Source organism: Aquimarina acroporae (genome assembly GCF_023195925.1).
GTDB classification, from domain to species: Bacteria; Bacteroidota; Bacteroidia; order Flavobacteriales; family Flavobacteriaceae; genus Aquimarina; species Aquimarina acroporae.
The window spans coordinates 274,902-298,781 of the sequence record NZ_JALPRE010000006.1; the positions used below are offsets into that span (position 1 = coordinate 274,902).

22 protein-coding genes and 4 tRNA genes are annotated in these 23,880 nt (G+C 35.8%); 14 read left to right on the plus strand and 12 right to left on the minus strand.

The annotated features are described in order from the left end of the window. Positions 1-20: 20 nt before the first annotated feature. The 5 genes from M0D21_RS09580 (at position 21) to M0D21_RS09600 (ending at position 5,554) form a co-directional block, all read left to right on the plus strand. Positions 21-743, plus strand: coding sequence for a CsgE family curli-type amyloid fiber assembly protein (locus tag M0D21_RS09580; protein WP_248328823.1), 723 nt, complete (start codon positions 21-23; stop codon positions 741-743). Positions 744-794: 51 nt separating this feature from the next. Further along, on the plus strand, positions 795-1,199 hold the full coding sequence (locus M0D21_RS09585; RefSeq protein WP_248328825.1) for a curli production assembly/transport component CsgF: 405 nt from the start codon (positions 795-797) through the stop codon (positions 1,197-1,199). 7 nt (positions 1,200-1,206) lie between these two features. Continuing rightward, complete coding sequence (locus M0D21_RS09590) at positions 1,207-2,682, plus strand: CsgG/HfaB family protein (RefSeq protein ID WP_248328827.1); 1,476 nt, start codon at positions 1,207-1,209, stop codon at positions 2,680-2,682. 75 nt (positions 2,683-2,757) lie between these two features. After that, entirely contained in the window at positions 2,758-4,248 is a 1,491-nt protein-coding gene (locus M0D21_RS09595; protein ID WP_248328829.1) for a carboxypeptidase regulatory-like domain-containing protein, read from the plus strand. A 127-nt stretch (positions 4,249-4,375) separates the two neighbouring features. Then, entirely contained in the window at positions 4,376-5,554 is a 1,179-nt protein-coding gene (locus M0D21_RS09600) for an AIR synthase related protein (RefSeq protein WP_248328831.1), read from the plus strand. A gap of 105 nt (positions 5,555-5,659) precedes the next feature. Here the strand turns inward: M0D21_RS09600 and M0D21_RS09605 are convergent, their stop codons facing one another. Both M0D21_RS09605 and M0D21_RS09610 read right to left on the minus strand, forming a co-directional pair. After that, the gene (locus M0D21_RS09605) at positions 5,660-5,824 is read right to left on the minus strand and encodes a hypothetical protein (protein ID WP_248328833.1); all 165 of its coding nucleotides are present in this window, start codon (positions 5,822-5,824) and stop codon (positions 5,660-5,662) included. A 110-nt stretch (positions 5,825-5,934) separates the two neighbouring features. Next, positions 5,935-6,309: a hypothetical protein gene (locus M0D21_RS09610; protein ID WP_248328835.1), complete on the minus strand. Its 375-nt coding sequence runs from the start codon at positions 6,307-6,309 to the stop codon at positions 5,935-5,937. A gap of 119 nt (positions 6,310-6,428) precedes the next feature. Between M0D21_RS09610 and prfA the strand changes: the two genes are divergently transcribed. After that, positions 6,429-7,505 (plus strand): peptide chain release factor 1, encoded by a 1,077-nt coding sequence (prfA, locus tag M0D21_RS09615; RefSeq protein WP_248328837.1) that lies wholly within the window; start codon positions 6,429-6,431, stop codon positions 7,503-7,505. A 74-nt stretch (positions 7,506-7,579) separates the two neighbouring features. Here the strand turns inward: prfA and M0D21_RS09620 are convergent, their stop codons facing one another. The 5 genes from M0D21_RS09620 to folE form a co-directional block, all read right to left on the minus strand. Continuing rightward, on the minus strand, positions 7,580-8,707 hold the full coding sequence (locus M0D21_RS09620; RefSeq protein ID WP_248328839.1) for a glycoside hydrolase family 5 protein: 1,128 nt from the start codon (positions 8,705-8,707) through the stop codon (positions 7,580-7,582). A 111-nt stretch (positions 8,708-8,818) separates the two neighbouring features. Beyond that, entirely contained in the window at positions 8,819-9,754 is a 936-nt protein-coding gene (gene lgt / locus M0D21_RS09625; RefSeq protein WP_248328841.1) for a prolipoprotein diacylglyceryl transferase, read from the minus strand. Positions 9,755-9,843: 89 nt separating this feature from the next. Next, positions 9,844-10,110, minus strand: coding sequence for a membrane protein insertion efficiency factor YidD (gene yidD / locus M0D21_RS09630; RefSeq protein WP_248328843.1), 267 nt, complete (start codon positions 10,108-10,110; stop codon positions 9,844-9,846). 5 nt (positions 10,111-10,115) lie between these two features. After that, positions 10,116-11,612: a cysteine--tRNA ligase gene (gene cysS / locus M0D21_RS09635; RefSeq protein ID WP_248328845.1), complete on the minus strand. Its 1,497-nt coding sequence runs from the start codon at positions 11,610-11,612 to the stop codon at positions 10,116-10,118. Between the two features lie 36 nt (positions 11,613-11,648). Then, the gene (folE, locus tag M0D21_RS09640) at positions 11,649-12,326 is read right to left on the minus strand and encodes a GTP cyclohydrolase I FolE (protein WP_248328847.1); all 678 of its coding nucleotides are present in this window, start codon (positions 12,324-12,326) and stop codon (positions 11,649-11,651) included. Between the two features lie 293 nt (positions 12,327-12,619). On the opposite strand from folE, the gene M0D21_RS09645 reads away from it, so the two are divergent. After that, positions 12,620-14,125, plus strand: a complete 1,506-nt coding sequence (locus tag M0D21_RS09645; RefSeq protein ID WP_248328848.1) for a T9SS type B sorting domain-containing protein — start codon at positions 12,620-12,622, stop codon at positions 14,123-14,125. A 52-nt stretch (positions 14,126-14,177) separates the two neighbouring features. On the opposite strand, the gene M0D21_RS09650 is transcribed toward M0D21_RS09645, so the two are convergent. Both M0D21_RS09650 and M0D21_RS23060 read right to left on the minus strand, forming a co-directional pair. After that, positions 14,178-15,689, minus strand: a complete 1,512-nt coding sequence (locus M0D21_RS09650) for an OmpP1/FadL family transporter (RefSeq protein WP_248328850.1) — start codon at positions 15,687-15,689, stop codon at positions 14,178-14,180. Positions 15,690-15,790: 101 nt separating this feature from the next. Beyond that, complete coding sequence (locus tag M0D21_RS23060; protein ID WP_317250054.1) at positions 15,791-16,912, minus strand: hypothetical protein; 1,122 nt, start codon at positions 16,910-16,912, stop codon at positions 15,791-15,793. 99 nt (positions 16,913-17,011) lie between these two features. Here M0D21_RS23060 and proS point away from each other — a divergent pair, with 99 nt between their 5' ends. The 6 genes from proS to rpsT all read left to right on the plus strand — a co-directional run bounded on the left by proS (position 17,012) and on the right by rpsT (position 19,357). Further along, positions 17,012-18,490: a proline--tRNA ligase gene (gene proS, locus M0D21_RS09660; RefSeq protein ID WP_248328852.1), complete on the plus strand. Its 1,479-nt coding sequence runs from the start codon at positions 17,012-17,014 to the stop codon at positions 18,488-18,490. A gap of 79 nt (positions 18,491-18,569) precedes the next feature. Then, positions 18,570-18,641 (plus strand) — tRNA-Glu (locus tag M0D21_RS09665). 71 nt (positions 18,642-18,712) lie between these two features. Beyond that, positions 18,713-18,784: transfer RNA gene (locus tag M0D21_RS09670), tRNA-Glu, on the plus strand. A 71-nt stretch (positions 18,785-18,855) separates the two neighbouring features. Further along, a tRNA-Glu gene (locus M0D21_RS09675) sits at positions 18,856-18,927 on the plus strand. A 71-nt stretch (positions 18,928-18,998) separates the two neighbouring features. Then, positions 18,999-19,070, plus strand: a tRNA-Glu gene (locus M0D21_RS09680). A gap of 38 nt (positions 19,071-19,108) precedes the next feature. Further along, the gene (gene rpsT, locus M0D21_RS09685) at positions 19,109-19,357 is read left to right on the plus strand and encodes a 30S ribosomal protein S20 (RefSeq protein ID WP_248328854.1); all 249 of its coding nucleotides are present in this window, start codon (positions 19,109-19,111) and stop codon (positions 19,355-19,357) included. 88 nt (positions 19,358-19,445) lie between these two features. Here rpsT and M0D21_RS09690 read toward each other — a convergent pair whose 3' ends face one another. The 3 genes from M0D21_RS09690 to M0D21_RS09700 form a co-directional block, all read right to left on the minus strand. Continuing rightward, positions 19,446-20,684: a glycosyltransferase family 4 protein gene (locus M0D21_RS09690; protein WP_248328856.1), complete on the minus strand. Its 1,239-nt coding sequence runs from the start codon at positions 20,682-20,684 to the stop codon at positions 19,446-19,448. A gap of 65 nt (positions 20,685-20,749) precedes the next feature. Continuing rightward, positions 20,750-21,526, minus strand: a complete 777-nt coding sequence (locus tag M0D21_RS09695) for a zinc ribbon domain-containing protein (RefSeq protein WP_248328858.1) — start codon at positions 21,524-21,526, stop codon at positions 20,750-20,752. Positions 21,527-21,529: 3 nt separating this feature from the next. Further along, on the minus strand, positions 21,530-22,624 hold the full coding sequence (locus M0D21_RS09700; RefSeq protein WP_248328860.1) for a Nif3-like dinuclear metal center hexameric protein: 1,095 nt from the start codon (positions 22,622-22,624) through the stop codon (positions 21,530-21,532). Positions 22,625-22,793: 169 nt separating this feature from the next. On the opposite strand from M0D21_RS09700, the gene lpxK reads away from it, so the two are divergent. After that, on the plus strand, positions 22,794-23,810 hold the full coding sequence (gene lpxK / locus M0D21_RS09705; RefSeq protein WP_248328862.1) for a tetraacyldisaccharide 4'-kinase: 1,017 nt from the start codon (positions 22,794-22,796) through the stop codon (positions 23,808-23,810). The last annotated feature ends 70 nt before the right edge of the window (positions 23,811-23,880 follow it).

Sequence of the window (23,880 nt, forward strand, 5' to 3'; positions counted from 1 at the left end):
CTGGGGATAACCAATCCATCATGAAATCCAAACTTGTCTTATTTTTTCTTTTGGTTTTCGAGGTTGTTGTAGGACAATATACCAATATTGAGGTGGTTGCAAAAATCAAATCCGAAACATTGGATGAGACCATTTCTGTTGTTGGAACAGCAAGGAATACCACAGAAGTGTATAAGAGCTTAAAATATTCTTTTGTTGTATTTAGGACAGATGATCAAAATAACCTATCCAAAAATATTCAAGAAGATAGATTTACTCTGGAAGCGAATGAGGTAAAAGAGTTGTCTACGGTTACCATAAATGTGAAGGAAACAGATAAAATAGTTGTATTGTTGTTGGTGTATGAAGAAGACAAAATAATTGGTAAAGATAGGTTCGCTTTTAACGAAGAGAAAAAAGAAAAGGTTGTTATTCAAGAGGATTCTTCCGATGATGGTATAGAATTAAAGGGTATCGTAATTGAAGAAACCAAAACAAAACCAGGAAGAGATTTTTTCGAGTTCTTTTATAATGCATATACTTTAAACCAGATTAACGGAAGTAAAATCGTAGGAGTATATGAAACATTAAGCTTTGGACGAACTACAATACTTAGGGTTAAGATAGAAGATAACGTTATTCATCAATTTATAGGAAAACCAGATTTGGAATATTTGGAGCAAATGTCGAAAATTGCAATACGTAAAGTGTATAAATACTTTAAAGACCTTAAAAAACAGAAAAAAGATATTTTTCAATATTAATTAGAAATATATTTTGTTTTTAACAACGCTCACAAACAATTTAATATACAAATGAAATTACTGTATATCACCACAATTTTTACACTTACCATGTGTGGTTCTACTTTTGCACAAGAATTGGTGTATAGACCAAAAAACCCTGCGTTTGGAGGAGATACATTTAATTATCAGTGGCTGTTAAGCTCTGCTGAAGCACAAAATAAATTCACAGATGGGGATGATGGAGCAGATGACAGATCTGATCTTGAAAGATTTACCGAAAATCTAAATAGTCAATTATTAAATCAAATATCCAGATCATTATTCGATCAGCAATTTGGCCAAGATGGGCTCACCGAAGGAACATTTAGCTTTGGAACCTTGTTTATTGAAATCTTTCCCTCAGGAGAAGGATTGGTTATCAATATATTGGACACGAGTACAGGAGACCAATCTCAAGTAATAATTCCTAATTAATTTTTTAATGTACTATAAGTTTTACAGAATAGTTACAATAGTATTTTGTACACTTTTACTATCTGGATGTGGCACATACTTTAATCAGCCAATCACTGTAGAAAATGCCAGAATCGGAGAAGATTCTGAAGTAACCAAAACTCTTCGTGATTTTCCACAACCAAAAGAGCCCGTTGTTGTTGGAGTCTATAAATTTAGAGATCAAACGGGGCAATATAAACCAACAGAAGCAGGTAGTACATTTAGTACTGCAGTAACACAAGGAGCAACAACAATTTTAATAAAAGCATTAGAAGATTCGAAGTGGTTTGTTCCCATAGAACGAGAAAACCTGAGTAATCTATTGAACGAACGTAATATCATTCGGTCAACCAGAAAAGAGTATAGAAAAAGCAAAAACCCAAATGAACCTCAATTGCCACCTTTATTATATGCTGGAATTATTCTGGAGGGTGGAATCGTATCGTATGATACTAATATTATAACAGGGGGGTTAGGAGCAAGGTACTTCGGTATTGGAGCTTCAACACAATATCGTCAGGATAGAATTACGGTTTATCTTAGAGCAGTATCTACTTCAAGCGGAAAGATATTGAAAACAGTATATGTTTCCAAAACCATATTATCACAAGCTTTAGATGCTAATTTCTTTAGGTATGTGAGATTTAGAAGGTTACTTGAAGCTGAGACCGGGTTTACAAAAAATGAACCGGCTCAAATGGCAGTTTCCGAAGCTATAGAAAAAGCAGTAGAGTCTTTGATAATAGAAGGAATAGAAGATAAGTTATGGGCAGTAAATGCTTCTCCAGAAACTGTAAATGATATAATTCAAGATTATAGAGCAGAGAAAGATGAAGCCCAAAATACAGCATTATATGATCGTTATTTTAAAGAAAGGAGAGGTAAGAAATCTGCATATATAAGAGGAGGGGGCGCACTTATCGGAGGAGATTATAATAATGCCCAATTGTCATATTCTGTTCAAGTGGGAGGAAGATGGTATTTTAATCCTTACCTCAATGCTAATCTTAACATAAGTAAGTTTGAACTAGATAATCAAAATGCATTTGTAGAAGGTTTTAATGCAGTGGATCTCAACGCCGAATTAACACTATTACCTTTTGAAAAACTTACGCCTTTTTTCTTTGGAGGAATAGGGAATGTAAATAGTGATGGTTTTGATAGAACCTTTTTTAAGTTTCAATATGGAGGCGGAGTAGAATATCTGGTTTCTGAAGATATAGGAGTCTCATTAAATGCAACACATAATTTGGTGATGAGTGATGAACTAGATAATATTGCTCAGGGTAAAAGAGACGATCAATATTTTAATTTTTCTTTTGGCTTAAATTGGTATTTCGATAACCCAATTAAAATGAGTAAAAAAGCAAGAAAAAAAGAAAAAGAAAAAGATGCAGATCTTAAAAAACTTAGAGAGAGAAATCGAAGAATTAGAAAAGAGAATTTAGAACCAAGAGGATAAAGAATTAAAAGTATTCGAGTTCCATTTGTATGATGCAGTTAATAATAGTACTGCCGAAAACAATTATTCAAACAGATGAAAGAGTTTATCGTTAAAATAGCAAGTATATTAATAGTATTGGTCACAGTTTCTTGTAGTGAAGATACTATAGATTTAGAAGGTTTAGGTTCGGTTAGGGGTAGAGTAGTACAGGTTGGAACCAATGAGCCATTGGAGAATGTGAAAATATCTACTAACCCTGGTTCTAGTACGGTATTTACAAATGCCGAAGGGTTTTATCTTCTGGAAAATGTGCCATCCGGTGATTATTCATTATCAGCTCAGCGAGAAGGGCTTTTGGCAGTTTTTGAAGGAATAACAGTGATTGCAGATCGAGAAGTAGAAGTGGTATTCGAGATGGATGTTGAAACAGCAGGCAACAGACCTCCAGACGCAGCTACCTTATTAACTCCAGAGGATAATGCTACAGATGTACCTGTAGATATTACTTTGGTATGGAGTATTAGTGATCCAGATGATGATGAGCTTACCTTTACGGTAAGTTTGAGAAATGAGGAAAATACAAATGTAGAATTGTTTGAGAATATTACAGATACCACATTTGCTCTTTCAGGATTATCATTCAATACCAAATATTTTTGGCAGGTAATTGCAAGTGATGATATCAATGATCCAGTCAATAGTGCAACCTTTGCCTTCGAAACAGCGAGTCCGCCAAACAATAGAATTGTATACACCAGATTGGTGAATGGAAATAGTGTTATTTATTCTGCTGATGAAAGTGGAGGTACAGAATTAGCGTTAACCTCACCATCGAAAAATAGCTTTAGACCAAGAAGAAATCCGGCAACAGGAAAAATAGCGTTCTTACAATCTGTTGGTTCGCAAACTCACCTTTTTACTATGAACGAGGATGGTTCTCAAGAACAACAGGTTACTTCGCAAGTAGCAGTGGCGGGTTTTAATTTGGAGGAAGTTGATTTCTCTTGGGATGCAAATGGTTCAAAACTTTTGTTTCCTAATCAAGATAAACTTTATTCTATTAATACAACAGGTAGTGGTTTAAGTTTGGTATATCAAACAACTAACGGGAATCTAATTACTGAAGTTGATAAAAACGAAAATACTGGAATAATTGCTATAAAAACCAATGATTTAGATGGGTATTCTGTTGAGATATTGACCATTAATACATCAGGGGTAGTTCAGGAAACAGTATTAACAGGTGGAAATGGTGCTGCAGGAGGAATTAATTTATCTGTAGACGGCACAAAATTATTGTATACGAGGGATGTTTCTGAAACCGAAAATACTAATTACAGACAATTAGATACCCATGCATTTATACATAGCTTCAATGGTGATCCTTTGGTAGATTTATCGGTAGATAAACCTTCGGGAACTAATGACTTAGATGTTCGGTTTTCTCCAAATGAGGCAGGAATTATTTTTATAAATACTTCTAACGACGGTATTTCGGCTAAGAATATTTTTACACTTTTAATTTCCGATCTTTCTGAAAGAACCAGCTTAATAGAAAATGCAGCAATGCCTGACTGGGAATAATTAGAATCAAGATAATATACTTTTCAATTCCAAATTTTAGTAATTTTTGCTAGAATTTGGAATTTTATTTATTCAGTTTAGTCTTTGAGCTAAATTGATTTATCTTTGCGCTTTAATTTCAATAATAATGAGTCAAGAAGTAAGTAAGCGTTATGCGCAACGTGGAGTTTCGGCATCTAAAGAAGATGTGCATAGTGCAATCAAAAACATAGATAAAGGTCTTTTTCCTAAAGCGTTTTGTAAAATAGTACCTGATTATCTTACAGGTGATGACAAGTATTGTTTGATAATGCATGCAGATGGTGCAGGGACTAAATCTTCTTTGGCATATATGTATTGGAAAGAAACAGGAGATCTTTCGGTATGGAAAGGTATTGCGCAAGATGCTCTTATTATGAATATCGATGACCTTTTATGTGTAGGAGCTACAGATAATATCATGTTGTCTTCTACCATTGGAAGAAATAAAAACCTAATTCCGGGAGAGGTGATTTCGGCGATCATTAATGGTACCGAAGAATTAATCGATGAACTAAAAGAATTTGGAGTAGAAATTCATTCTACAGGAGGAGAAACGGCAGATGTTGGGGATTTGGTTCGTACTATTATTATAGATTCTACGGTAACTGCAAGAATGAAGCGTGAAGATGTTATTGATAATGCAAATATAAAAGCAGGAGATGTTATTGTAGGTCTGGCTTCTTTTGGTCAAGCTACCTATGAAAAGACATACAACGGAGGTATGGGAAGCAATGGGTTGACCTCTGCTAGACATGATGTTTTTAGCAAAACCCTGGCCGAAAAATACCCAGAGAGTTTTGATCCTTCAGTACCTTCAGAATTGGTGTATTCTGGTAAGACTAATTTAACTGATACAGTGGAAGATGCACCTATAGATGCAGGTAAACTTGTATTGTCGCCAACAAGGACTTATGCACCAATTATCAAAAAAATACTAGAAAAATTTGATAGTAATACCATACATGGGATGGTGCATTGTAGTGGTGGAGCGCAAACCAAAATATTGCATTTTATAGAGAATCTTCACATTGTAAAAGATAATCTCTTCGACGTTCCACCTCTATTCAAATTGATTCAGGAAAACTCTGGTACCGATTGGAAAGAGATGTACCAAGTGTTTAATATGGGACATCGTATGGAGCTGTATGTCTCACCAGAAATTGCCGAAGAACTTATTTCTATCTCGAAAAGTTTCAATGTAGATGCGCAAATAGTAGGTAGAGTAGAAGCTTCTAAACAAAAGAGTTTGACCATCAAAAGTGAGTTTGGAGAATTTAACTATTAGACTATCTTGAACTATGAATAAATTAAAAAAGGTGTACTTAACAAGTGCACCTTTTTTAATAATATTTCATTTTTGAACGTGCCTGATTCTTAACTGTAGGCAAACTCAAAACTTAAAATTCTCGTCTAATTTTTTAGTGCTGGATTCGTCATCGTTTTCTTTTTGTTCCATTTGTTCTATGAGATGGTCATCATTGAATTTTCCTTGTTTTTTCTGAAGAAATACAGGTACAGGAACCATTGCAGCCATGATTATAAGTAAGATAAACATAGTTCGCCTTACTATTCGTTTGAATCTTTTCATATATGGTAATAGATAATGATCCTCCTATGTAAAGAGGATTAAGAGTTAAAATGTTTTTACGATTTTCTTAAAGGGTATTACACTAGAAAAGAATCTTCCTTTGGGAACTTCGGAAGGTGAATAAGAATGGTTTTTCTTCTACTTAATAAAGAAATAGTAGTATTAAAATTTTTAAGACAGATAGGGGTAAATTCTGAATGTAAATTGGATAACAAGAGAAGAGATGCATTACTGTAAAAAGAGTAACCGTTTATTTTCTTGCGCTCCAAAGCACGTTTAAAATGAAAAACTTTATCTGTGCGTTCTTCAGTAACAAATAGTAACTCGGTAGCTACTTCCTTTGTTTTTGGTGGAGTGTATTGGGAATATCCTCCAAAGCTAAACAAAGCAGCAAATACGAAAAACCATTTTACAATGGGTAAATTTTGATATGTTATCTTTTGGTTTTTCATAATTGTCATTCAAAAATACAATTTTTCTGAGGAAAACCTTATTTAGAACTAAGAGAGGGTATAGGCTTTTATGCAAAAAACCTTACTTTTGTATCTTCCAATGTTAGGACCGATTAACTATGATTGATAAATTAAATATTGTAAAGCAACGATTTGATGAGGTGAGTGATCTGATCATTCAGCCAGATATTATTGCTGATCAAAAAAGATACATTAAACTTAATAAGGAATATAAAGATCTAAAAGCCATAATGGATGAAAGAGATCGTTATATAGAACTTACTGATAATCTTAAGGAAGCTGAAGAAATTATATCCGACGGAAGTGATGCTGAAATGGTGGAGATGGCCAAAATGCAGCTGGATGAGGCTAAGGAAGAACTTCCGCAGCTCGAGGAAAAAATTCGTTTTATGCTGGTTCCAAAAGATCCAGAAGATGCCAAGAACTGCGTGGTTGAAATAAGAGCGGGTACTGGAGGTGATGAGGCAAGTATTTTTGCAGGAGACTTATTTAGAATGTATACCAAATATTGCGAAGGTAAAGGATGGAGTACTAGTCTGGTAGATCTTAACGAAGGTACCAGTGGTGGATACAAAGAAATTATTTTTGAGGTAAATGGAGAGGACGCTTATGGTACTATGAAGTTTGAAGCTGGTGTGCATCGTGTGCAACGTGTACCTCAAACCGAAACCCAGGGTCGTGTTCATACCAGTGCAGCAACAGTAATGGTGCTTCCTGAAGCTGAAGAGTTCGATGTAGAATTAGATATGACCGAAGTGCGAATAGAAAGAACTACCTCTACAGGACCGGGAGGACAGTCTGTGAATACTACCTATTCGGCAATTAAACTACATCACGAACCCACGGGTATGATCGTGAGTTGTCAGGATCAAAAATCATCCCATAAGAATTTAGAGAAGGCTTTAAAAGTACTTCGTTCTCGATTGTATGAATTAGAACTCGCCAAAAAGCAGGCGGCAGATTCGGCGAAACGAAAGAGTATGGTGTCTTCTGGAGATAGATCGGCAAAGATTAGAACATATAATTATCCTCAGGGAAGGGTTACCGATCACCGTATTGGTTTAACGCTTTATGATTTAGGAAATATTATAGATGGAGATATTCAAAAAATTATAGATGAACTTCAATTGGTAGAGAATACAGAGAAATTGAAGGAGTCGAATGAAGTTTTTTAATTTCAGCATTCTATCAGTATAAAAAAACCGGTTCACTAGTGAACCGGTTTTTTTATACTATGCATGTAAACCTATTATTGATTTTTTGTTTTTATCTCATTTCGAACCATTTTTCCAGAAGTGGTAATTTCACTTTCGTTCCAGCCTCCGGTCCCGCTGGCTCCCGGTTGTAGTGCAGCAGAAGCCTCTTGTTTATCTGCAATAGACCAATTGCACCATGATATTTTATTTTGATCCATAAAATCCCACCATGCCTGAGCTTCGTTGGTGTCGATAAAGCCATCTCCAGTAGCTTCGGTAACACCATATTCTGTCACAAATAGGGGTAATCCGGCATCTAAAGCTTTTTGAGCCTTATCTCTTAAAAATTGTTTGTGTGTTGCTGCATAATAGTGCAGGGTATAAGCTACGTTATTGTCATTTATTTCATTTCCGATAACTTCATCCACGTCTTGGGACCAGGTTCGTGTACCACATATTACAAGGTTATCTGGGTCATGTTGTCTAATTGCAGCGATAACTTGTTCGTGATAAGGTTTTAGAACGTCCTTCCATGAAGGACCTTGCAAAGGTTCATTGTATATTTCGTAGATAAGGTTGGGTTGGTTTCCGTATTTTTGAGCTACTTCAGCGAAGAACGTTTTTGCTTCTTCAACGTGATCTTCTGCATGATGGCTATGCCAGTCAACAATAACATAAATACCTTCTTCGATAGCTGCATCGATTACGGTAAATATTTTTTGTTTTTCTTTATCTCTATTAGTAAGATATCCATCTGCATCTTCTACACCCATTGCTGCTCGAACAATGTTACAATTCCAATCTTTTTTTAACCAACTTACCGCTTCTTTGGTGTAATATTGGCCCATCCATTGACTCCAAAAAAGCGACATTCCTCTAAGTTGTACAGGGTTGTCATTTTTGTCGACAATTTTGTTTCCAGAAGTTTTTAGTTGACCAAAGGTCGCAACAGCTGTAGTGGTGCCGTTTGAGCCATCACCATCCCCGCCATTATCTCCATCTCCTCCATTGTCACCATCTCCTCCGTTATCTCCGTCACCTCCGTTATCACCATCCCCGCCTGAGTTGTCTCCTCCAGATTGATCTGTTTCTGGTGGAAGGTCGGAGTCAGATTCACATGCTAGGGTAGTACAAAGAATAAAAAGTGTAAGTATAAATGTAATAGCAATTTTCCAGTTCATGGTTATAGTTTTTGTTGGTTAATTGTGTTAACGTGACTAGTGGTTTTTTAGTATAAAAAAAGCCAATTCATTGTAGAATTGGCCGCTTTTATTTATTGAAGTTTTACATGCTTATTCTGTAATATTCTTTTTCTTAAACGATTGTAGAATAAAATATAATCCTGCGATTATAAACGGAATACTGAGCCATTGTCCTGTTGATAAGTTCTTTCCTAAAGCATCTTCAAATCCGCCTTGACTTTTCTTAACAAATTCAACGAAGAATCTTACTGTCCATAGCATTACAAGGTATGATCCAAATAAAAAACCTCTATTTTTTCTCTTGTCCGTTTTCCAATAGATCAACCACAAAATAGCAGATACAAATATATAGCCAAACGCTTCATATAATTGAGCTGGGTGACGATAAGGAACGGTGTCAAGTAAATTTGAAAACTGCGAATTCTCAACTACCGCTGAGTAAGCTTTGTTTACGTTCTTAATTCCGGTTTCTTTTACCACTTCATATTTACTTAAGCCATCTCTCACAAACTTAACTCCAAATGGAGAATCTCCAGATGCTTTTCCAATAATTTCGGAATTAAAAAAATTACCTAGACGCACGAATATTCCTCCGAAGGCCACAGGAACTACAATTCGATCAAGAATCCAAAGAATATGTTTTTGAATTACCTTTTTTGAATAATAGTACATAGCGATAATGATCCCTATAGCAGCACCGTGACTTGCTAGTCCTTGAAAACCGATAAATTCGAACTCTGGCTTGAATCTAAATGGTAATATGATTTCTAGTAAATTGTTTTTGTAGTAACCCCAATCGTAGAAGAAAACGTGTCCAAGGCGAGCTCCAACTAGTGTAGCAATTACTGCATAAATGAATATAGAATCCAATTTCTCCATGGAGATGTTTTCTCTAATGTATATTTTTTTCATTAGGTACCACCCAAGAGAAAAGGCTACAACAAACATTAGACTATAAAAACGTATTACGAAGAAGCCAAGATCTATTCCTTCAACAGGATTCCAAACAAATTTTAAAGGTATCATGTAGTGTGATTATTTTTCAGAGGTAAATATAGGTATTTATATGAGAAACGAATACCTTGAAATTCTAATGAAATGATAAAACGTTTTAATTAATTCTTTTCATTTTTGTTTTTAGGCTCGGGTACAGGATCGTATCCTTTGCCTCCCCATGGGTGACAGCTAAATATTCTTTTTATAGAAAGTAAACTACCTCTAAACAAACCATGTTTTTGTAAAGCTTCTATGGTGTAATGAGAGCATGTTGGCTCATATCTACAAGTAGCCGGTGTTAATGGAGAGATCAAATTTTGATAAAGTTTTACCAATATCACAAATGGATATATCAAAACCTTCCTTAAGGTGACTTTAGCTTCCAAAGTTTTTAATTTACAGAGAATGTAGTTCCTTCTCGACTATCTTTTAACTGAATTCCCATAGCATGAAGTTCGTCTCTTATTTTGTCACTGGTGGCAAAATCTTTATTTGCTCTTGCTTCTGCTCTTAGGTTAATGAGTAATTCTACGACTCCTGAAAGTTTATCACTAGTGTCGGCAGATGTTTCATGAATATTTACCAATCCTAAAACATCAAAAATAAAGCCCTGTAGTGTTTCACTGAGAGTTAATAGATCCTCAGGGGTTATGGTGGCTTTTTGTTCTTTTACTGTGTTTATGAATTTAACAGCTTCAAACAATTTTGCAATAAGAATCGGGCTATTAAAATCATCATTCATTGAAGAATAGCACTCTTCTTTCCATTTTGTAACATCAAAACCTTCAGTTTTGGATTGGGTATCAAGCCCTTTTAATGTTTTTAACGAATCCATTAATCGATAAAAACCTTTCTCAGATGCTTCAAGTGCTTCATTAGAAAAATCCAAAATACTCCTGTAATGTGCTTGCATCATAAAAAAGCGCACAATTGAGGGGTGAAAAGGCTTATCGAGTATATTATTCTCTCCGGTAAACAATTCTGCTGGCGATATAGTGTTACCCGTAGATTTAGACATCTTTTTTCCGTTAAGAGTAAGCATGTTAGCATGCATCCAGTAGTTGACTGGTGTTTGACCACATGCGGCTTCACCTTGCGCAATTTCACACTCGTGGTGCGGGAATTTCAAATCCATTCCTCCTCCATGAATATCAAAACGCTCACCAAGATATTTGGTGCTCATTGCAGTACATTCAAGGTGCCACCCTGGGAAACCATCGCTCCAAGGAGAAGGCCAGCGCATAATATGCTGCGGTTCTGCCTTTTTCCATAGTGCAAAATCCTGAGGGTTTTTCTTATCGCTTTGTGCTGCCAACTCTCTTGTATTGGCAATCATATCTTCAAGATTACGGCCACTAAGTTTTCCATAATCATTGGTCTCATTAAATTTTTGAACATCAAAATATACAGATCCATTAGAAACATATGCAAAACCATTATCAATAATAGTTTTAATGATTTCAATTTGTTCAACAATATGTCCGGTAGCGGTAGGTTCTATACTTGGTGGAATTGTGTTGAAATTATTCATTACACTGTGAAAGTCCAAAGTGTAACGCTGTACAATCTCCATAGGTTCCAATTGCTCCAGTCTAGCTTTTTTAGCTACTTTGTCTTCACCATCATCGGCATCATTTTCTAAATGACCAGCATCTGTGATATTTCTTACATAACGCACTTTGTACCCTAAATGTTTAAGATATCTAAAAACTAAATCAAAAGAAATAAAAGTGCGACAATTACCTAAGTGTACATTACTGTAAACCGTTGGACCGCAAACATACATACCTATGTTTCCGTCTGTAATAGGTGTAAATGTTTCTTTTTGTCCTGAAATTGAATTATAAATTTTTAGTTCTTGAGTTTTGTACAAAGGAGCTACTGCCATGATCTAGATTGATGCTTGATGAAATGTATTGAATGATTAAAATGTAGTATCTAATTTAATGTAATCCAGGAATTCTCTTCTTACAGATTCTTCTTTAAACTTACCGCCAAATTCACTAGTTACGGTGCTGCTTTCTATATCTCGAATTCCTCTTGAGTTTACACAAAGATGCTTAGCATCGATCACGCATGCAACATCTTTAGTGCCTAAAACTACTTGCAAGTGTTCTACAATTTGCATGGTTAAACGCTCCTGTACTTGTGGGCGTTTTGCATAGTAATCTACGATACGATTCATTTTTGAAAGTCCTACTACTGTACCATTAGAGATGTATGCTACATGGGCTCTTCCTACGATTGGTAATAAATGATGTTCACAAGTAGAATAAACGGTAATATTTTTTTCTACAAGCATTTCGCCATACTTGTAGTTGTTATCAAAAGTAGAGGCTTCAGGCCTTCTTAGAGGATGTAATCCCGAAAAGATCTCGTTTACAAACATTTTCGCAACACGTTGTGGAGTTCCTTTAAGACTGTCATCGGTAAGATCAAGTCCTAATGTTTCCATAATATGTTTTACGTCTTCTCTAATTATGTCAATTTTTTCCTTATCACTAAGTTTAAAAGCGTCTTCTCTTAGTGGGGTAGTTGCGCTAGTAGCTACATGATTATCACCTAGCGCTTCGATAGCTTCAAGGGCCTTGTCAATTTTCACACTGCAAATTTTTATTGTTCTTCAAAATACCGATGTGGGCCACAAAATTACATAAATGCTTGTATAAAATCCTGTCTAAATTTATGATATTGCACTCCCTTTTCGGATTTGAGTAAAGAAATGTTAATCAGCCTCTACTCAAATGATTTGCAAAGATACGATTTTGTTGGGTTAGTTAGTGAAATCAATGTTAAACAATTAGATATACTAGTTTTATTAAAGAAGTTCAGTATATTTAAATCCCAAATTTAACCTTTGTACAAGAAAATTGTAGTTTTTAACGTTATATGAAGATGGCAAAAAAAATATCTTTCTCTCAAATTTTATTGGTTCTGTTTTTTATAGGATCAAGTACGTTTTCGAGTTTTGCTCAACTCGACTTTGATGTGGCCTGTAGAACTGCTCAACCGTTTTGTTCTGATGCAGCCCAGGAATTAACTTTTCCAAATATTACAGGAGAAGACATTAGTTTTCAAGGGTTAGGTTGCTTAGACAGTACACGTAATTCTTCTTGGTATTTCCTAAGAATTGATGAGCCTGGGGAATTGATTTTTGATATTCAACAATGGATCGATATAAATGATAATAGTAACTTAGATAGAGGAGAGCAACAATTGGATGTAGATTTTATCGCCTGGGGTCCTTTCACAACTTCTTTTATCAATTGTGAAGATCAATTAACTCAAGGTTGTGATCTTAATGGTGATGGAGAAAATATACGACCTGCAGAATGTGTAAATAATGTAGATGATCCAGACTTTTATGTTCAAAATCTTGATAATACCAATATTGTAGACTGTAGCTTTGCAAGAAATCCTGATGAAGGTATTTTTACTGAGACCTTTACAATTCCTGATGCGCAAACTGGAGAGTATTATTTTATTCTCATTACAAATTTTTCTGATGAAGCAGGAGTAATACAACTACAACAAACGAATTTAGACGAAGATAATGCTGGAACCACAGATTGTACAATATTGGAGCCAGGAGTTGGTCCAGATATTGCCACTTGTGGAGAATTCCCAGTAACTATAGAAGGACGATTCCCTGGTGCTATTACTTACCAATGGAGAACTTGGGCTCTAGGAGCCGATAGCAGTAGTGCTGTTAATATTGGAGGGTTGACAGACACTCCTGTTCTTGATGTAAACACACCAGGAGTGTATGAGCTTATTGGTTTTTCGGATACTGGCGGTTCTGTAGAGGTAGGTAGGGATGATCTTTCTGTAGTTGATGTGTCGGTTATTGAGATCGCCGTTACAGGAAATGTAGCTGAAGAGTCTTTTTCTGGTAGCTATACCATTACTGCAGAAATTACCACAACACCCATCGATATCCAGGCTTTAGGATTTACAGATTTTGAATATCGTTTAGATAGAGATATTGGAAATGGTTTTCAGGAGTACAGAGAATATCAATCATCACCAGTGTTTACTGATGTGCCTCCCGGTGATTATAGGGTATTAGCAAGATATAGGAACTGTCCTGTGAGTGAACGAGAATCTGAAATTATTATGATACTAGGGTATCCTAAGTATTTTACTCCCAATGGTGATGGCTTTCATGATACATGGAGTTTGATAAATATAGAGAATCAACCTACTGCACTTATATATATATTTGATCGGTATGGTAAGTTGTTAAAACAATTAAGGCCCGGTGGAGCAGGATGGGATGGAACTTATAATGGTAGAAACATGCCTTCTTCAGATTATTGGTTTAGGGTAGAGTTTAATGAGCCTACAGATCCCAATATGAGACGAAGGGTTGTTGCGGGAAGTTTCTCGCTTATACGATAACAAAAAAGCGCTTCATCATTGAAGCGCTTTTTTTGTGGTACTTTTTTTTGGGTTAAAAATTCATTCCAAGTGTAAATGTATAGGTGTCCCTAAAACTGTCTACAACAGCAAAATTGGTAAACCCAGATCCTGGAAAAAATTGTTCTTCTCGCTGCTGTTCGGTTCGATCGTATGCAAAATCGAATTTAAATTGACCGAAGTTATATCCAAAACCTAAGGAGTACCCCTCTTTATCACTAAGAATTAATTCGTCTATATATGGACTTTCCTCATAGCTATACCCTCCTCTAAAACTCCAATTTCCATTTCTCCATTCTGTTCCAATTCTTATTGTAGAGGTATCTTGTAGTGTATTGTCAATATTATTATTCGTTCCTGCAAAGTTTACTCCTTCATCAGAGCTGAACTGAATAGATGTGTAGTCTTTATATGAGTAGTCGATGCTTATGAGTCCTTGTTGTCCAAATAATATAGCTGCACTACCTGTATATGTTTCAGGGGTTCGTAGTCTATATTCTGGGAAAATATTAATTACCTCTGGATTTACTAAGGCTCTACCATCTGCATCGCTAAAGGTTTCTAGTCTTTGAGTTGTTTCTTCATCGATATAGTACCAGGTAGGAGATTCATACGATGCTCCCAAACGTAGGTTTTCTGTTACTTTGGCAATAGCTCCAACCTGTGCAGAAAAACCTGCCCCTGTCGTAGAAAGTCTATTAGTGAAGAGAACTTCGTTAACATTACTTCCAGCATTATTATTTCCTTCAAAAAAATCTGTAAACCTGTCGTAGTTGATAAAATGAGTGTTTAAATTCACACCAATATATAGATCATTGTCTATTTGTGCTCCTAAGTTTACTGTGAATTTTCCATTTATACCAGTACTTTCATAAATGTATTCTTGGTCAAATACTCCAGGTGCTATATTTGAAAAATAAGAAGTGTTGTTGGGGTTATTGAGATCATCTGCTTCAATAACAAAAGCTTCGTGCCCCAAAAATGCCTGTTGTACTCCGTATCCTTCAGTTTCTCCAAGAAATGCGTATAAATCGCTAATAGATTCTCCTGTTCGTCTAGAGATTAAATCTAAAGGTATTCCCTGCGCTTCGGTTAAGAAAAAACTATCAATTGAGTTTGAGCTTCGGCCAAAAACTCTAAATTCATCAGCATTATCAGCGGTTTGTTCATAGGTGATTCCTAGAGATATGCGATTTAATTTTGAGGATTCTGCAAATACGTCATATATGAAAACAGTACCTACCTGATTGAAATTGATATTGTTAGAATTTTCATTGGCAAAACCGTTAAAATAATTCGCTTCATTGTCTATTCTCGTAGAAGAGAGTGTCATAGAGCCATAAGAATTCAAAAACACTGCAGATCCTGCAGGATTTATATGTATGGCAGATAAATCTCCTCCTAATGCACCAAATGCACCACTCATTCCTCTAAATCTAGCAGTTCCCAGTATGTTTTGCTGAGAATATCTGAGAGCGTCGGTTATGTCTTGTGCGTTCAAAAAAGACATAGATAAAGCACCTATTAAGAAAAATAGTTTTTTCATTTTACATAAGTATTTTTTTGAAGTGTAGAATGCCTTAGATTAATAAGGCATTCTACAAAGTATTTTGTGTAAGTTAATCTTCAACAAGGTAAAGAGAGATATTATCCTCTTCCTCTGCTTCTGCTTCCTCCTGATCTTGAAGCTCCGCTACTTCTTGAAGAACCTCCTCTTGAGTAACCAGAACTTCTGCTTCTTGAAGAAGAAGACCCAGAAGGAGTATATGATCGACTTCTTGAAGAAGATCGTGAAGGAGTGTAGGATCTGCTTCTGCTTCCACTTCCGCTACTGTTATAAGAGCCGCTTCTAGATCTTGTTCCAGGTCCAGAATATCTAGAGTTGCTGCTACCAGAAGCTCTTGATCTAGATCCGTAAGTACCCGATCCATTTGAATATCTTGATGTTCGAGACCTGCTAGCATCTGCAGATACTCTACGTCTATTTGTATATCCTTGTCTACTTCTACTATAGGTTCCACTTCGAGATCTAGTATAGCCATTAGAATTTCTGTATCTGCTTCTGGCTATATTACCTCTATATCTGCTTCCGTTATAGGCAATATATCCATTTCTTCCGTAGCCTCTATAACCACGATTAAATCCTCTATAATATCCTGCGTAATATGGGTGGTAAAATCCTCCTCCCCAAGGTCTACCCCAGGCCCATCCAGGACCCCATCCGTTCCAGCCCCATCTGTTCCAGCCCCATCCAACATTCCAGCCCCATCCTAGGCCCCATCCACCGTAAAATCCATATCCGGCGCCATAAAAATCGTTCCATAACCATCCGTTCCATCCTCCGAATCTTCCAAATCCAGGACCCCAGTTATTCCATCCCCATGCATTGTCATAAACATTCACTGTAATTTCGGTAGGATTACTTCCCCATGACGGTTGTCCAACCTCGTAATTAAGACCTGTTGCTGTTGTATCGGCAACATCATATGCTTCACTAGAATAAGAATCTATGTCGGTAAAAACTTCGCCCTGTTCAACAACGTTGTCGATTTGCGCTGATTTTTCAGAAAAATAGCTTGAATAATAATTGGATTGATCGTTAGCGTTGTTGGGAGGAGTCTCCACGTTTCTTTGGCTTCTTGCCTCACCATAAATACCATCGTTATATGGTACATACTCATATGAACTACAAGACGTCAACATTAATACGCTGGCCAAAAGTAAAACTCCAATGGCTCCGTTTTTGTGAAAATAATTTTTAGGTCGCATATCTTCTTATTTTATTGTTGAACATTACAAATTTAATTAGTTTTGCGCTAATTAAATTATATTTAACAGAGCCACAATATTTGTGCCAAATAGCAGTCTATGAGTAAGAATTTAACAAAGCGTAGTGAAGATTATTCAAAATGGTATAACGAATTAGTTGTCAAGGCAGACCTGGCCGAGAATTCGGCGGTAAGGGGGTGCATGGTAATTAAGCCGTATGGATATGCAATTTGGGAGAAAATGCAGGCAGAATTAGATAAAAAATTTAAAGAAACCGGCCATCAAAATGCGTATTTTCCGCTTTTTGTGCCTAAAAGTCTCTTTGAAGCTGAAGAAAAAAATGCCGAGGGGTTTGCAAAAGAATGTGCTGTAGTAACGCACTATAGATTAAAAACAGATCCAGATGATGCATCTAAGTTAATCGTAGATCCAAATGCCAAATTAGAAGAAGAGCTTATTGTAAGGCCTACTTCTGAAGCGATTATTTGGAATACATACAAAGGATGGATACAGTCTTATCGTGATTTACCGATTTTGGTAAATCAATGGGCCAATGTGGTTCGATGGGAAATGAGAACACGTTTATTTCTTCGTACCGCAGAGTTTTTATGGCAAGAAGGACATACGGCCCATGAAACTAGGGAAGAAGCTATTGCTGAAACTGAGCAAATGAACAATGTTTATGCTGATTTTGTTGAGAATTTCATGGCAATCCCTGTAATAAAAGGAAGAAAGACGGAGAGTGAAAGATTTGCCGGGGCAGAGGATACTTATTGTATAGAAGCATTAATGCAGGATGGGAAAGCGTTACAAGCAGGAACTTCTCACTTTTTGGGGCAGAATTTTGCAAAGGCATTTGATGTTAAATTTACTTCAAAAGAAGGAAAGTTGGACCATGTATGGGCTACTTCATGGGGCGTTTCAACAAGGCTGATGGGAGCGTTAATCATGACGCATAGTGATGATAATGGGTTGGTGTTGCCTCCAAATTTAGCTCCTATACAAGTGGTTATAGTTCCTATTTACAAGGGAGAAGAACAATTGAACCAAATATCGGAAGTGGCAGATGAATTGGTAGAAAGTTTACGCGCAAAAGGCATTTCTGTGAAGTTTGATCATAGAGATACGCATCGACCAGGGGCTAAGTTTGCTCAATATGAACTGCAAGGTGTGCCGTTACGAATAGCTATTGGACCTAAAGATTTAGAAAAAGGCACCGTAGAATTGGCTCGTAGAGATACCTTAACTAAACAATTTGTAGCCAAGGGTGAGGTAGTCGATACGGTGGAGGTGCTATTAAAAGAAATGCAAGAGCAACTTCATCAAAAAGCAACGGCATTTAGAGATGATCATATTACTGAGGTAAATTCGTTTGAAGAATTTAAAGAAGTTTTAGAGAATAAAGGAGGTTTTATTTCGGCTCATTGGGATGGTACTATAGAAACAGAGCAGAAAATCAAAGAGTTAACTAAGGCTACTATTCGTTGTATTCCTTTCGATGTTAAGGAAGAAGAAGGTGTTTGTGTTTACTCTGGAAACCCTTCAAAAAACAGGGTGTTATTTGCAAAGGCGTATTAAAATTTAAAAAAAATAAAATAACACTTGCGCCATTAAAAAATAGTTGTATTTTTGCATCCGCAATTAGGCAAACAACTATGGCCCGTTCGTCTATCGGCTAGGACGCCAGGTTTTCATCCTGGTAAGAGGGGTTCGATTCCCCTACGGGCTACGAATTGAAATTTTAATTGCAGATTTAGAGTGAAAGCTATAAATTTGCAATCCTTGAAAAAGGAAAATAATGGCCCGTTCGTCTATCGGCTAGGACGCCAGGTTTTCATCCTGGTAAGAGGGGTTCGATTCCCCTACGGGCTACGAATTGAAATTTTAATTGCAGATTTAGAGTGAAAGCTATAAATTTGCAATCCTTGAAAAAGGAAAATAATGGCCCGTTCGTCTATCGGCTAGGACGCCAGGTTTTCATCCTGGTAAGAGGGGTTCGATTCCCCTACGGGCTACGAATTGAAATTTTAATTGCAGATTTAGAGTGAAAGCTATAAATTTGCAATCCTTGAAAAAGGAAAATAATGGCCCGTTCGTCTATCGGCTAGGACGCCAGGTTTTCATCCTGGTAAGAGGGGTTCGATTCCCCTACGGGCTACAAATTTTTAGTAGTAAGAAATTTAATTAGCAGAGAAGATGGCAAATCATAAGTCAGCATTAAAAAGAATTAGAAGTAGCGAGACAAAGCGACTAAGAAATAGATATCAGCACAAAACGACACGTAATGCTATCAAAAAATTACGTGAAGCTGATAAGAAAGAGGCAGAAACTTTGTTTCCAACTGTAGTTTCTATGCTTGATAAGTTAGCTAAGAACAATGTGATTCACAAAAACAAAGCAGCTAACTTGAAATCTAAATTAGCTAAGCACGTAGCTGCTCTATAATTAGAAGTAGTTTCGGATACAATACAAAATAGCTTTTCCAGAAATGGAAAAGCTATTTTTGTTCAAATACTGCTGACAAGTTTTTTTCTTATTTGTTCTTTTCCTCTATCCATCTTGACATGAACTCGGTACTTCTTACCGTGTGATATTGGAGCATATTGCCAATAAAGTTTTGTTTCCGGTGTTCTTCCAGATTATCAATTAGGTTTTTAATAGTTGAAACTAGAGAAGAAGTGAATTTTTTTCTTTGAAACATAGTGTTTATGATTTCGATACCATTTTGTTGAGCTTGTTGCCATAGGTCTTTATTTGTGTATAATCGTGTTGCAGCTATTGCGAATTCTTTGGCATCGTCTTTAATAAAACCATTCCAATCAGAATCATCGTCTAACATTCCTTCGGCTCCAATAGCTGTTGTAACGCTGGGTGTTCCTAATAGCATTGCTTCTGCTAGTTTGCCTTTTATTCCTGCTCCAAAACGAAGAGGAGCTAGGCATATTTTAGCATTTTGTATAACCTTTGCTGAATTCTCGGTCCATCCTTTTACGAAGAAGCCTTCCTTTTCATTATGAAGTTGGAATGCTTTGGGAGGAGGATAGGCTCCATAAATATGTAATTCGGCTTCTGGTAGTTTGCTTTTTAATAATGGCCATATGGTTTCTTTTAAATAAAGAATGCTGTTCCAGTTTGGTTCATGTCTAAAGTTGCCTATAGTTACAAAGTGTTTTCGTTCTTCAAAAGTTGGCCAAGATTCTCTCTCGTCACTTGTGATAGTTTCAAATAGAAATGGGAGATAGTGTAGTAATTCACTATTTATATTAAAAGTGTTTTTTAAAAGGGATATTTCATATTCTGAAATAATAAGGGATAGATCGCACCTGTAAATACTTGCTATTTCTCGTTTTGTAATATCGTTTTGTAAAAGATTCGATGTTTCAAAAGGTTTGTTTTTTTTAAAACATTCTTGTCGCGTTCTTCTTAAACTGTGTAGATCTTCGGTATTTAATATTCTTAGGGCATTTGGTGTAGATTTGGCAACTCGCCAGCCGAATTGTTCTTCAATCATGAAACGATCAAATATGACTATGCTAGGGTTTAATTCTTGTATGAAATCATCAAAACTAGATTTATTCATTTCGATATGAACTTTGTCTATGCCTAAGGTTTCTAGGTCTATCATGTTTTCTGTGTCATTCGCAGGACTTGAAAAAGTAATTTGCCATTTTTCTTTTAGAAATAGATGAATGAGTTGAAGCATACGGGTTCCTGCTGCAGAAGAAGAGGGCTCTGGCCATACAGATCCTATAATAAGAATGTGTTGATTCATGTATGAAAGATAACTAAAAAAGCCTCAGTGTTAACTGAGGCTTTTAGGTGTGTTATAAGTATGTTTTATAGCTTAGAGAAAAGAGAGTCCATTTTTTCCTTTTCTTCACGAGCTAATTCTTGATCTACTAAAATTCTACCACTATGCTCATCGGTAATAATTTTCTTACGTGAGGCAATTTCCATTTGTACTTGCGGTGGTATAGTAAAGAAAGAACCTCCAGAAGCTCCGCGCTCGATAGGAACAACTGCTAAACCGTTTTTAACGTTGTTTCTTATTCTTTTATAAGCTTTTATTAAACGCTCTTCTATTTCTTGTTGGAAATCTTCAGATTTAGCTAGTAACGCTTGTTCTTCTTTTTCAGTTTCAGCTAAGATCGCATCTAATTCACCTTTTTTGTGAGATAAGTGTTGATTGCGCTCTGCTAATTTGTCTTTGGTTTGCGTAATGATCTCGTTCTTTTGAACGATTTGAGCTTTGTGCTCTTTTATGTGTTTCTCAGCTAATTGAATTTCTAATTCCTGAAATTCTATTTCTTTGCTTAGTGAGTTGTACTCTCTGTTGTTGCGAACATTTTTTTGTTGTTCTCCGTATTTTTTGATTAGCGCTTTAGCTTCTTCAATTAAGTTTTTCTTGTTTTTGATGCCGTCATCAATATTTTCAAGATCATTGTTAAGCTTTTCTAATCTTTTATTTAATCCGGCTACTTCATCTTCGAGATCTTCTACTTCTAAAGGTAATTCTCCTCTTACGTTTCTAATCTCATCAACTCTAGAGTCAATTAATTGCAAATCGTATAATGCTCTTAATTTTTGCTCAACAGTAACTTCTTTCTTTGCCATATTTTACAGGTATTGAATAGGATTGGTGTTTTTATCCGATAAAATGATTGCAAAATTACTGATTTTTTTTCTAAGATAACTAACAATTAAGTTTTTTGTGTACTGTTCGCTCTCATAATGACCTATATCGGCTAAAATAAGTTGTTGTTCTGCCTCATAAAATTGATGATATTTAAGGTCTGCTGTGATAAAAATATCAGCCCCAGCTCTTTTTGCGTTTTCAATAGCGAAGCTTCCGCTGCCCCCAAGGACAGCAACTTTTTGAATTGGTTTTCCTAATAGAGCAGAATGTCGAACACAGCCTGTTTTAAATACTTTTTTGATGTGGTTTAAAAAATCCAGCTCATCCATTGGAGTGTTGAGTTCGCCAATCATGCCCATCCCAATATGTTGATTTTTATTTTCAAGAGTTGTGATTTCATAGGCTACTTCTTCATACGAGTGATTTTTATGGAGTGCTTTTAAAACGGCATTCTCTTTATGCTTAGGAAATGTTACTTGTATTTGTGATTCTTGTTCATAATGAATCTTGTTAATCTCTCCTATTGTAGGGTTTGCGTTTTCTGAGGCTTTAAAAGTGCCAGTGCCTTCTGAAGAAAAACTACAATTAGAATAATTACCGATGGTTCCTGCTCCGGCTTCAAAAAGTTTCGAAAGTAAATCATCGGCTTCTGATTTTGGGGCAAAGGTTACTAGTTTTTTTATAGTGCCACTTTGTGGAATTAATATTTTTCTATTGATAAGTTTGAGTTGCTCGCAGATCATATCGTTTACACCATGTAATGAATTATCTAATGCGGTGTGAATAGCAAAAATGGCAATGTCGTGTTTTATAGCCTTCATTACCACTCGTTCAACGTAATTCGATCCATTAAACTTTTTAATTCCTTTAAATACTATTGGATGAAAGCTTACAATGAGGTTACAATTGTTTTCTATTGCTTCATCTACAATAATTTCAAGTGTGTCAAGAGTAACCAAGACACCAGAGACTTTGGTTTCTGGGTTTCCTACTAGAAGTCCTACATTATCAAAATCTTCGGCATATGCCGCTGGAGAAAGAGCTTCAAGGTGGTGAATAACCTCTTTAATTAACATAGAGATGTGTTTTGTATTAAAAAATGAATGTAAAAAAACTTTTATCAATAATCAAAGTTTCATCTGTTTATAATAGTGTTAAGTGTGATATATAGAACTCCAGTTTTAATCGTTTTGGTATACACCATTTTTTTTGTGAGGGCTGGTTTCGTTTTATACTTTTGTGATTATGAATTTACTTCGTAAAATACTTTTTCCCATTGTACCTATATATTATTTGGCAACTTGGTTAAGGAATAAGTTGTATGATTATGGTGTTAAGGAATCTAAAAGGTATAATTTTCCGGTAATAGCTGTTGGAAATTTAAGTGTTGGTGGAACGGGAAAATCACCTATGGTTGAATATTTGATTCGGTTACTTAAAGATAATGTAAGGTTAGCAACCTTAAGTCGGGGATACAAAAGAGAAACAAAAGGTTTTCAGCTCGTAAATACTACCTCTACTGCTGCTCAAGTTGGTGATGAACCTTTACAGTTTAAAACTAAATTCCCTGATGCATTGGTAGGTGTAGATGCTGATAGACAAAACGGAATAGCAAGTTTAAGATCTCAAATTCCACAACCAGAAATAGTTATTTTGGACGATGCCTATCAACATCGAAAAGTAAAAGCTGGGTTTTATGTTTTATTGACTTCTTACACTAATTTATACAGTAAAGATATATTGTTACCTACTGGAGATTTAAGAGAGCCTAGGGTAGGCGCTAAGAGAGCAGATGTTGTTGTGGTGACCAAATGTCCTCATGAAATTTCTGCAGTAGAAAGAAAAAAGATTGCAAGTGGTTTAAAGGTGAAACCGCATCAGGCTTTATTTTTTGCAGGCATAAAATATAATGATCATGTAATAGGAAGAGCTGGAACGAAAAGTATTTCTTCATTTGTCGATAAAAGTTTTGTTTTGGTAACTGGTATTGCAAATCCAAAGCCTTTGGTAGAATACTATCAAGGTTTAGGGTTAAAGTTTGATCACTTAAATTTTCCAGATCATCATAATTTTTCAGAAAAAGAGATAGCTGGCTTAAAGGAACATGAATGTATTATTACCACAGAAAAAGATTATGTACGATTAATTGCTAATTTTTCTGATGATACTTTATGGTATCAACCTATGCAAATGGATTTTATAGAAGAGGGGGATGGGTTTAATAATATTATTTTGAATTACATAAAAAATGAGGTTCCTTAGAACCTCATTTCTGTATATTTTAGGCTAATTCAAATATGCTTAATTAAGCATGTTTATATTGAATCAATTG